The sequence below is a fragment of the Methylorubrum sp. Q1 genome (genome assembly GCF_004683995.1).
Taxonomy (GTDB): domain Bacteria; phylum Pseudomonadota; class Alphaproteobacteria; order Rhizobiales; family Beijerinckiaceae; genus Methylobacterium.
Genome location: NZ_SRHQ01000052.1, coordinates 1 through 9,567, shown reverse-complemented (window position 1 = coordinate 9,567; position 9,567 = coordinate 1). Strand labels below are relative to the sequence as shown.

At 68.7% G+C, this 9,567-nt stretch carries 10 protein-coding genes and 1 pseudogene; 8 read left to right on the top strand and 3 right to left on the bottom strand.

Annotated elements, in window-relative coordinates; translation table 11 throughout:
- Positions 1-90: 90 nt before the first annotated feature.
- The 6 genes and pseudogenes from E4V01_RS24825 to E4V01_RS24805 all read left to right on the top strand — a co-directional run bounded on the left by E4V01_RS24825 (position 91) and on the right by E4V01_RS24805 (position 3,152).
- Positions 91-1,263, top strand: a complete 1,173-nt coding sequence (locus E4V01_RS24825; protein ID WP_060769034.1) for a zinc-dependent alcohol dehydrogenase — start codon at positions 91-93, stop codon at positions 1,261-1,263.
- A gap of 32 nt (positions 1,264-1,295) precedes the next feature.
- Positions 1,296-1,547, top strand: a complete 252-nt coding sequence (locus E4V01_RS26450; RefSeq protein WP_245517703.1) for a hypothetical protein — start codon at positions 1,296-1,298, stop codon at positions 1,545-1,547.
- Positions 1,544-1,744, top strand: a pseudogene (locus tag E4V01_RS26445) (isochorismatase family protein); the annotation flags it as partial. The gene E4V01_RS26450 and the pseudogene E4V01_RS26445, both read left to right, overlap by 4 nt.
- A gap of 79 nt (positions 1,745-1,823) precedes the next feature.
- A complete protein-coding gene (locus tag E4V01_RS24815) occupies positions 1,824-1,979 on the top strand; it encodes a hypothetical protein (RefSeq protein WP_245517704.1) in 156 nt (51 codons plus the stop codon).
- 119 nt (positions 1,980-2,098) lie between these two features.
- Positions 2,099-2,350 (top strand): hypothetical protein, encoded by a 252-nt coding sequence (locus E4V01_RS24810; protein ID WP_135300222.1) that lies wholly within the window; start codon positions 2,099-2,101, stop codon positions 2,348-2,350.
- 421 nt (positions 2,351-2,771) lie between these two features.
- Positions 2,772-3,152, top strand: a complete 381-nt coding sequence (locus E4V01_RS24805; RefSeq protein ID WP_135300221.1) for a hypothetical protein — start codon at positions 2,772-2,774, stop codon at positions 3,150-3,152.
- An 89-nt stretch (positions 3,153-3,241) separates the two neighbouring features.
- On the opposite strand, the gene E4V01_RS24800 is transcribed toward E4V01_RS24805, so the two are convergent.
- The 3 genes from E4V01_RS24800 to E4V01_RS24790 all read right to left on the bottom strand — a co-directional run bounded on the left by E4V01_RS24800 (position 3,242) and on the right by E4V01_RS24790 (position 7,131).
- The gene (locus E4V01_RS24800) at positions 3,242-3,604 is read right to left on the bottom strand and encodes an STAS/SEC14 domain-containing protein (protein ID WP_060769031.1); all 363 of its coding nucleotides are present in this window, start codon (positions 3,602-3,604) and stop codon (positions 3,242-3,244) included.
- Positions 3,605-3,688: 84 nt separating this feature from the next.
- Entirely contained in the window at positions 3,689-5,866 is a 2,178-nt protein-coding gene (locus E4V01_RS24795; protein WP_060769030.1) for a primosomal protein N', read from the bottom strand.
- A 98-nt stretch (positions 5,867-5,964) separates the two neighbouring features.
- On the bottom strand, positions 5,965-7,131 hold the full coding sequence (locus E4V01_RS24790) for an MFS transporter (RefSeq protein ID WP_135300220.1): 1,167 nt from the start codon (positions 7,129-7,131) through the stop codon (positions 5,965-5,967).
- 242 nt (positions 7,132-7,373) lie between these two features.
- Between E4V01_RS24790 and E4V01_RS24785 the strand changes: the two genes are divergently transcribed.
- A complete protein-coding gene (locus E4V01_RS24785) occupies positions 7,374-8,042 on the top strand; it encodes an alpha/beta fold hydrolase (protein ID WP_135300219.1) in 669 nt (222 codons plus the stop codon).
- A gap of 231 nt (positions 8,043-8,273) precedes the next feature.
- The gene (locus tag E4V01_RS24780; RefSeq protein WP_135300218.1) at positions 8,274-9,443 is read left to right on the top strand and encodes a complex I NDUFA9 subunit family protein; all 1,170 of its coding nucleotides are present in this window, start codon (positions 8,274-8,276) and stop codon (positions 9,441-9,443) included.
- Positions 9,444-9,567 lie beyond the last annotated feature (124 nt).

Here is a 9,567-nt window from a genome sequence, read left to right as displayed (position 1 = left end):
CTAAGGGCGGAAGGAACTTGGCCGTACGCACCCCGGGTTTCCTGCGGCAGTGCCTGAACGGCATCACCGGTCGAACCTCGAGGACGTCTTATGAAAGCACTGTGCTGGCACGGCAAGGGTGACATCCGCTGCGACACGGTGCCGGATCCGACGATCGAGGATTCCCGCGACGTCATCATCAAAGTGACCTCCTGCGCGATCTGCGGCTCCGACCTCCACCTGATGGATGGACAGATGCCGACCATGAAGTCGGGCGACGTGCTCGGTCACGAATTCATGGGCGAGGTGGTCGAGACCGCGCCGGGCTTCACCAAGTTCAAGAAGGGCGACCGCATCGTCGTGCCCTTCAACATCAATTGCGGTGAGTGTCGCCAATGTAAGCTCGGCAACTTCTCCGTCTGCCAGCGCTCGAACCGCAACGCCGAGATGGCAGCGGCACAGTTCGGCTTCACCACCGCCGGCCTGTTCGGCTACTCGCACATCACCGGCGGCTATGCCGGTGGGCAGGCCGAGTATGTGCGCGTGCCCATGGCCGACGTGGCCCCGATGAAAGTGCCCGAGGGCATGGACGACGAATCGGTCCTGTTCCTCACCGACATCCTGCCGACCGGCTGGCAGGGCGCCGAGCATTGCGAGATCAAGGGCGGCGAGATCATCGCCGTGTGGGGCGCGGGGCCCGTCGGCCTGTTCACGATCCAATCGGCCAAGATCATGGGCGCCGAGCGGATCATCGCCATCGATACCGTGCCCGAGCGCCTCGCGCTCGCCGGGAAATACGGCGCGACCGACATCATCGACTTCGCCAAGGAGGACGTGTTCGAGCGCATCAAGGAGATCAGTCGGGGCGAGGGCGCCGACGGCGTCATCGACTGCGTCGGCATGGAAGCCAGCGCCGGCCACGGCCTTTCCGGCGTGATCTCGACGCTGCAGGAGAAGCTGACTTCGACCGAGCGGCCCTATGCCCTGATGGAAGCGATCCGCGCCGTACGGCCCTGCGGCATCGTCTCGGTGCCCGGCGTCTATGGTGGGCCGATTCCCGTCAACATGGGTGCGATCGTCCAGAAGGGCCTGACCCTCAAGAGCGGCCAGACCCACGTGAAGCGCTACCTCGAACCGCTGACCAAGCTGATCCAGCAGGGCAAGTTCGACACCGCCTCGCTGATCACCCACCGCTCCGCCGACCTCGCGGACGGGCCCGACCTCTACAAGACCTTCCGCGACAAGAAGGATGGCTGCGTCAAGGTCGTCTTCCACCCGAACTGAAAGCACAGCGAAGGAACGTCTCGGAGCGAGCCATGGCGCACAAAGACGGTTTGAGATTCGGCGATCTCGGCCCGCGGGCCGTCCATCCCTGCGTCGACGCGTCGAGGATGGTCTCCGAGGAGACGGACTGGCACACGCCCTGGCTCGCCCGCATCCTGCCGAACATCGAGCGCATCGCCGCCGCCCATCCGGAGCGGGCCGTGTTCACCCGCTTCGTGCCGATCGGTTCGCCCGAGGAGTGCAAGGGGGCGTGGCGGCGCGACTACGGCACAGGCCCAAGATGACCCTGGATGCGCTCGGACCGGAGAGGGTCGATCGGGTGCCGAGCGTGACCCGCTTCGGGCCGCCGGCCAAGGTGATCGACAAGTTGGTCTACTCGCACTGGCTGAAGCCTGAACGGGCCGGTTTGCTGGAGGCGGAAGCAATCGACACCCTCGTCGTGACGGGCGGTGAGACCGACGTCTGTGTGCCGGCGACCATCCTCGGCGCGATTGATCGCGGTTACCGCGTGATCGTCGCTTGCGATGCGGTGTGTTTTTCCGCCGAGCTATCAGGCGGGCGTGGGTGGCCGCACCGCCGGAAGCCGTCCCGGCTACGGGATGCGCCGCAACCTCGACACCCGCGGCACGCTCCATTCGCTCTCGACGGCGGCTCTCGTCGCCGGCGTCGGGTTCGCCGCTGCGGCAATCCTGCTCGGCGGCACCCGCCACCGCTGATGCCAGCCCGCGGACGACGCTGGCCGCTCGTTTCGACCCACGCTCTGCCGAACCGGCATCCATTTCGGCGGAGCGCACTGCAAGCCCAACCCCATGGATGCCTCTGAAACGGATCCGACGTGGCGAACCTGGACACAACCCTGGATATCTTCTCGGCTCTGCTCGCATCCGAGCAACCGGTTCCGGTCGCCGAGGCCGACGAGGCGATCTGGGCCTATCTCGCCGCGTTCGGCGGTCTCGATGCGCAGGTGCGGGCGCTCGACCGGCTCGGACAGGGCGTGGCCGGTCTCGACGCTTCGTCCGCCTTCATGCCGAGCCTGCGCGACGCCCTGGAACGCCACCGGGCGCGCCTCGCCGAACCGTCCGCCTGACGGCCCTTCTCAGAACAGCTTTCGCCAACGGCGAAGCCGGCCCCTCCGACCTGATTTCAAGAGGGTTTGCCGTCCGTCTGATGGAGCGAGGCACCCTGCACCGATCAAGCGGCGGGGTTCGACCCCATCGAGTGCATGAACACGGCTATTCTCGCATTTTCGAGATGCGAACCTGAAGTCGTTAAGGCTGCGCTTGCAACAGGGTGGTGCATAAAAAGCGCGAATGGCGACGCTTCTGTTTCAGGGATGCGTCCATCGTCCGGCGAACAGCTGAGACTTGTTGTCATGAGCAATCATTCGTTGGCGTCATATTATCGCCTCTTGTTTCGGTAGAGTGTGGGCATCTCACAGATTGACGGTACGGACAGCGCAGGCGACGGCGCACCGTGCGCCTCACCCTCGTCGCTGATTTGGATGCTGCATGCTCAAGTTTGCCCTCACCGCTGCTCTGGCCACCATGCTCGCCTCGCCGGCGATGGCGGGGGATTTCGATGGGACGTGGTCGGTTCAACTCGTGACCGAGAGCGGCATGTGTGACGCCCAATACAGCTACACCCTGGCCGTACGGGACGGACAGGTCCGCCCGGTCACCGCGGTGGCTTCCGGCGGCACCACGGTGAGCGGCCGCGTCGGTGCGGATGGGGATGTGGGCCTGAACGTCGCGGCAGCGGCCGCAAACGGGACCGCCTCGGGCCGGCTCCAGGCCCGCTCGGGCTCCGGCACATGGCGCGTCTCCGGCGGCCTGTGCACTGGCCGTTGGGTCGCCAAGCGCCACACGCTCCGGACCGCGCTCGCCGAGTAATCTGATCGTCTGTCGTTCGAAAAGAGAGGGGCGAGCCCGCCAGGCTCGCCCCTTTTTCGTGCATTCGTGTGGGAGCGGTCCGTACGTCGTCAGACGGCGGCTTCGAGCCAAGCCCGCGCCTCGCCGATGCGGGCGCGCTCGAACACCTTGATCTGCACCGGCGAGACGAAACCGAAGGTCTCGGCCACGGCCTTGAGCCAGGTCGCGTCGGTGACGAGGGCGACGTGGCTCACGCCCTTCATCATCGAGATGCCGAAGCGCGGGTCCTTGAAGAAGGCCGCCGGCTCCATCCCCTCGAAGCTGCGGATGTCTTCCAGGAGTTTGATGCGGCCGCCCTTGTCGAGGTCGGCCTTCATCGCGGTCATGACCGTGTTCATCTCCTCATCGGAGATCTTCCCATCGACGACGATCTCGGCGATGGCGGAATCGGGCTTCTTCTCATAGGTCAGCAAGGCGCGGCGCTCCTCGAATGAGCCGAGGACGAGCGCGCCTGCAGGAGACTGCGAGCGACCTCGGCCGACGGCGGACGGACGCGATTATAGGAAGCTCTGCGGGTCCACGTCGATTGCGACCTTGAGGTTACCCCGCGGCTTCGGTCCGCGTGCCAGCCAATCCCGCAGATAACTCTGCACGTCGATGCCGCGCTCGGTCTTCACCAGCAGCCGGAATCGCCAGCGCCCGCGTATCAGGGCAAGCGGCGCCTCCGCCGGCCCGAGAACGGAGACGCCGGGCGGCGGTTCGGCAACGCGTGCCAGCGCCTGACCGTGCGCCTCGGCCTTCTCCCGCTCTTCCCCGGAGACGATCAGCGCGGCGAGCCGCCCGAACGGCGGAAGCCCCGCTGCCTCGCGGGCATAGATCTCTTCCTCGTAGAAGCGGTCGGCATCCCCCGAGAGCAGGGCGGCGATGACCGGATGCTCGGGCTGGTAGGTCTGCACCAGGGCGCGTCCCGGCCGCTCGCCGCGCCCCGCACGTCCCGTCACCTGCTGCAGGAGCTGGAAGGTGCGCTCGGCCGCGCGCGGATCGCCGGAGGTGAGACCGATATCGGCGTCGAGCACCCCGACGAGGGTCAGGTGCGGGAAGTTGTGGCCCTTGGCCACGAGCTGCGTCCCGACAACGATGTCGCAATCGCCCGCCGCCACCGTCTCCAGTTCCTGGCGCAGCCGCTCGGCGCCACCGGGAAAGTCGCTCGACAGCACGACGATGCGCTGCTCGGGGAACAGCTCGGTCACCTCCTCGGCGATCCGCTCGACGCCCGGCCCGCAGGGCGTGAGGTGATCGAAGGCGCCGCACTCGGTGCAGGCCTCCGGTTTGCGCTCGGCGTAGCCGCACTGGTGGCAGACCAGCGCGCGGCGGAAGCGGTGCTCCACGAGCCAGGTCGAGCAGTTGCGGCACTGGTAGCGGTGGCCGCAGGCCCGGCACAGGGTGAGCGGCGCGTAGCCCCGGCGGTTGAGGAACAGCAGCGCCTGATCGCCCGCGGCCAGCGTGCTCTTGACCGCGTTCACCATGGGCGGCGACAGGAAGCGCCCGCGCTCCGGCTTGTCGAGGCGCATGTCGATGGCCGCGATGTCGGGCATGGGCCGCCCGCCGAAACGGCCGGGGAGCGCGACGTGGCGGTAGCGCCCGCTCTGCGCGTTGACCCGCGACTCGATCGACGGCGTGGCCGAGGCGAGCACCACCGGGCAACCCTCGATCTTGCCGCGCACCACCGCCATGTCGCGGGCGTGATAGTGGACGCCGTCCTCCTGCTTGTAGGCGGATTCGTGCTCCTCATCGACGACGATCAGGCCGAGATTCCGGAACGGAAGGAACAGGGCCGAGCGGGCGCCGACCACCACCGAGACCTCGCCCGCGGCCACACCCGCCCGCAGCCGCTCGCGGCGCTTGCCGCCGATACCGGAGTGCCAAGTCGCCGGCCGGACCCCGAAGCGCCCGGCGAAGCGGTCGAGAAACTGCGCGGTCAGTGCGATTTCCGGCATCAGCACCAGGGCTTGCCGCCCCTGCCGCACGCACTCGGCCACCGCCTCGAAATAGACCTCGGTCTTGCCCGAGCCCGTGACGCCTTCGAGGAGGATGGTTTCACCGGTCGCAGCATCGGCGGGGGAAGGGGCGTTCGCGACGAGGGCGTGCGCCGCCTCAGCCTGCGCGTCGGATAGCGGCACCCGCGGATGGTCCGGGTCCGGCGGCAGCGCCACCGGCTCGGGCATCAGCGCCACGGTCTCCAGCGCGCCGTCGTCGATCAGTCCATCGACCACGCTGAGCGAGACCCCGGCCTCCTTGGCGAGCGCGCTCTTGCCCCGCACCGCGTTGTCGGCGGCCACAGCCATCACCTTGCCGCGGGCGACCGTTTGCCGGGTCGGCGGCTTGCCGGCGGCGCGCACACCGACACGCGGCGCTTCGTTGCGGGCGGCCTCGTCGGGCAGGCGCAGGGCCATGGCGAGCGCCGAACCCTTCGGTGCCAGGGTGTAGCGCGCCAGCCAATCGACCAGCTTGCGCAAAGACTCCGAGAGCGGCGGCGCCTCGACCTTGCCCGTCACCGGCCGCAGGTTCCCCCCCGAGACCCGCTCGTCGAGCCCCCAGACCACGCCGATCGTCTCGCGCGGACCCAACGGCACCTGCACGATGTCGCCCTCGGCGAGGGTCAGTCCGGCCGGCACCGCGTAGCTGTAGGCGGTGTCGAGCGCGAGCGGGATCAGGATCTCGGCGACGGCAGGCATGGAATCATGAGGGAATCACGAGGGCAGTCTGATTTGTTCTATATATGTTCTTGTTGACGAAGGCGAATGCGGCTTGGCCCTTATCCGCGGCTTGGCCCTTATCGGATGTCCGGGAGCCCTCGCGCAACGGGAACGGCCGACAGGCTCACCGCGGCCATCACCCAGAACCCTTTCGTACCGACATGATCGTAGAGGAAGCCCGAGAGCAGCAGCATCAGCGCGGAGGCGAGCCCGAGCCCGAAGGTGCCGTAGACCGTCAGCGCCGTCGCCCGGCGCTGCTCCGGCACGGTCTCCACGATGAGCCGCAGGCAGGCGAGATGCAGGAGCGCGAAGGTCAGCCCGTGCAGCGTTTGGATCAGGACGAGTCCGGGCAGCCAGGAGGTCTGCGCCTGCACCGCCCAGCGCAGCGCTCCGGCAAGCGCCGCGAGCGCCAGCGCCCGATCCGGCCCGATCCGCGCCAGGAGCCGCGGCCCGAGCCAGAGGAATACCGTCACCTCGGCCAAGACCGCTTCCGCCCAGAGCAGGCCCGCCACGCGCGGCCCGATTCCCGCCGCCTGCCAGACGATGACCGCGAAGGCGTCGTGCATCGCATGCGCGCCGATCACGAGGGCAGCGGCGAGAACGAGCCGGCGGAAGCGGGCATCCGCGGCAAGTGCCGCGAACCCGCCGCCCGCGTCCTCGGCCGGCCTCGCGGGCACGGCATTCCCCGCGAGGCGCAATGTCAGCGCGGCCCCGGCGGCGAACAGGACGCCACAAGCGAGCGGGCCGGCACCGTCGCCGAAGATCCCGATGATGGAACCGGCAAGGACGGTGGTGGCGATGAAGGCGGCCGAGCCAGCGCCGCGGATGCGGCCGTAGACGGCTCCGTCACGACTGCCGGCGAGCGCCACCGTATCGGCCAGCGGCGCGAGCGGCGCGGTCGCCGCCGCCTGGGCGAGGGCGATCGCGAACAGCATGGAGCCGTGACCGCCGAGGAAAGCCAGGGTCAGCAACGCCGAGAGGGCAAGTCCTCCGGCCAGGAAGGCCGGCACGGCGCCGTGCCGGTCGGCGAGCCGCCCGATCAGCGGTCCGGCGGCAAGCCGCACCAGCATCGCGGCAGAGAGCAACGTTCCGATTTCGCTCGGTCCCAATCCCCGCGTTTCGAGGAACGCAGGCAGGAAGGGTGAGAGCGCACCATAGGCGCCGTAGAGTGTGGCAAAGATCAGGAGGAGGCGGCCCGAACCGGTCCGTACGTCGCGCTTCGTGGCTTCCTCCGTCGCCAACACCCCACACGCCTCACCGCAAATTCCTGCGGCGACCCTGCCAGGGAATGCCTGCGGATCGAAGTGCGGGAGGCCGCACTCTGCCTGTATCGACGGCCGATCCGCCGTTGACGCACAAGCGTGAACACGCAGAGTTCGTCGGGAGCATTGCGTGTCTCTTCATCCATGCGTCGAAAAAATTGGACGATGACCGCTCTCCTTTGCAACGCATTCGCCGACGCGACGCTCGCGATGGCTGTACGACCATGAGCGGAACGAGCCCCGACGGGACCGAAGGCGTCCTGCTGCTGCACGGCATCGCCCGCCGGGCCGCCTCGCTCCGCCCGCTCGAGCGCCGGCTGGCACGCGCCGGCTACGTCACCCTCAACCTCGATTATCCGGCGCGGCGGCTCGGATTGGCCGACATCGCCGAGGGGATTGCGCCCACGGTCGCAGCCTTCGCGGGGGAGGTGACCCGCCTTCACATCGTCACCCATTCCATGGGCGGCCTCGTCGCCCGCGTGCTCCTGGCCCGGCGCCGGCCGGACAATCTCGGGCGCGTGGTGATGCTGGGCCCGCCCAATGGCGGCAGCGAGATTGCCGATGCGCTGCACCGCCTTGCGGCCTACCGCCGCTTCTTCGGCCCGGCCGGCGCCGAACTCGGCACGGAGCGCGGGGCAGCGCAGGTGCGCCTCTTCGGCCGGGTCGATTACCCGCTCGGCATCATCGCCGGCAGCCGCAGCCTCTATCCTCTGGCGTCGCTGCTGCTGCTGCCGGGGCCGAACGACGGACGCGTCACGGTCGCGCGCACCCGCCTCGACGGGATGACCGACCATATCGTGCTGCCGACCGCGCACCCGACGATGATGTGGAACCGCCGCCTGGCCGCCGAGACCCTGCACTTCCTGCGGGAGGGGCGCTTCAGCCGCCAATGAAGGATCGCGCCGCAGGTCGGCCAAGGGCTGGTCCGTAGGAACGAGCCGGCAACCAGCTCTTGGAACGATGCGCGATCCGTTCCATTTTCCTCAAGTCGACAGGCTGCCCTCGCCTTCAAACTGGTCTAAGGAGCGTGCTGCCGACGGTCGCGCTCCGGGGCTCGTCGGCCGTGTGGCGGTCATGCCGCCCGTCTCGACGTGTCACCCGAGATAAAGGGGCCTCCATCGGCCATGAGCAGCCTCGTCACCGCGCCCGGCGCGACCACCCGCCCGCAATCGCAGCTCGTAACCGTGTTCGGCGGTTCCGGCTTCCTCGGGCGCCACGTGGTGCGGGCCCTGGCAAAGCGCGGTTATCGAATCCGCGTCGCCGTGCGCCGGCCCGATCTCGCCCTGTTCCTGCAACCGCTCGGCAAGGTCGGTCAGATCGTCGGCGTCCAGGCCAATCTTCGCTATCCCGACTCGATCCGCCGCGCGGTCGAGCATTCCGATATCGTCATCAACCTCGTCGGCATCCTGCAGGAGTCGGGCAGCCAGCGCTTTTCGAAGCTCCAGACCGAGGGGGCCGGCGAGATCGCCCGAGCCGCTACGGCAGTGGGGGCGAAGCTCGTCCATGTCTCGGCGCTGGGCGCCGATCCGGATTCACCCTCGCTCTACGCCCGCTCCAAGGCGCTCGGCGAGGCGGAGGTGCTGCGCGCCTCTTCTGGTGCCGTGATCTTCCGTCCCTCGCTGGTCTTCGGACCCGGCGACGGCTTCTTCAACCGCTTCGCCTCGCTCGCGACCTTCCTGCCAGCCCTGCCGCTCGCCGGTGCGCAGACCCGCTTCCAGCCGGTCTTCGTCGGCGATGTCGCCGAAGCGATCGCCCGCGCGGTCGATGGGTTGGCGCCCGGCGGCCGGGTCTACGAGCTTGGCGGGCCGGAGGTGAATACGCTCGAATACTTCGTGCGCTACATGCTCGAGGTGACAATGCGCCGCCGCGCCGTGCTCGACCTTCCGGAGCCGGTGGCGCGCCTGCAGGCTCGGGTGATCGAGATCGCCGATACGCTGACCCTCGGGCTGCTTCCTGCCAACCTCAAACTGACGCGCGATCAAGTCGCCCTGCTTCAGGTCGACAACGTCGTCTCGGATGCTGCGAAGGCGGAAGGGCGCACCATCGAGGCGCTCGGCATCGTGCCAACGGCAGTCGAGGCGGTCGTGCCCGGCTATCTCTGGCGGTTCCGCAAGGCGGGGCAGTTCGCGCAGGGGCGCGGCACCGAAGCGGAGGCCGGCGTGCCGGATACGCTCGCCCCGCACAGCGAGTCGACCCAGTCGCTTCACCGCCCCGGTCGCGCGAGCGGCCCCGCGATCGGTCAGCAGGCCGCCGGTGAAAGCCGCGAGGGCGTTCGCTGGGGGACTCGCGGCTGAAAGGGGAGGGCACTCCGCTCGCGGAGTGCCCCTCGGGGTCGGCAGACAGGCTCCGTAACGGCCGTTCTCGCGCTTCCGGCGTTTTTCCGGTTGACGCTTTGTTCGGGCGCCCTTATACCCCGTT

What these genes read in the sequence shown, in the direction of transcription:
- E4V01_RS26450 (WP_245517703.1), top strand. Translation starts at nt 1,296, where the DNA reads ATGGCGCACAAAGACGGTTTGAGATTCGGCGATCTCGGCCCGCGGGCC.
- E4V01_RS24780 (WP_135300218.1), top strand. Translation starts at nt 8,274, where the DNA reads ATGAGCAGCCTCGTCACCGCGCCCGGCGCGACCACCCGCCCGCAATCG.
- E4V01_RS24795 (WP_060769030.1), bottom strand. Translation starts at nt 5,866, where the DNA reads ATGCCTGCCGTCGCCGAGATCCTGATCCCGCTCGCGCTCGACACCGCC.
- E4V01_RS24825 (WP_060769034.1), top strand. Translation starts at nt 91, where the DNA reads ATGAAAGCACTGTGCTGGCACGGCAAGGGTGACATCCGCTGCGACACG.
- E4V01_RS24805 (WP_135300221.1), top strand. Translation starts at nt 2,772, where the DNA reads ATGCTCAAGTTTGCCCTCACCGCTGCTCTGGCCACCATGCTCGCCTCG.
- E4V01_RS24785 (WP_135300219.1), top strand. Translation starts at nt 7,374, where the DNA reads ATGAGCGGAACGAGCCCCGACGGGACCGAAGGCGTCCTGCTGCTGCAC.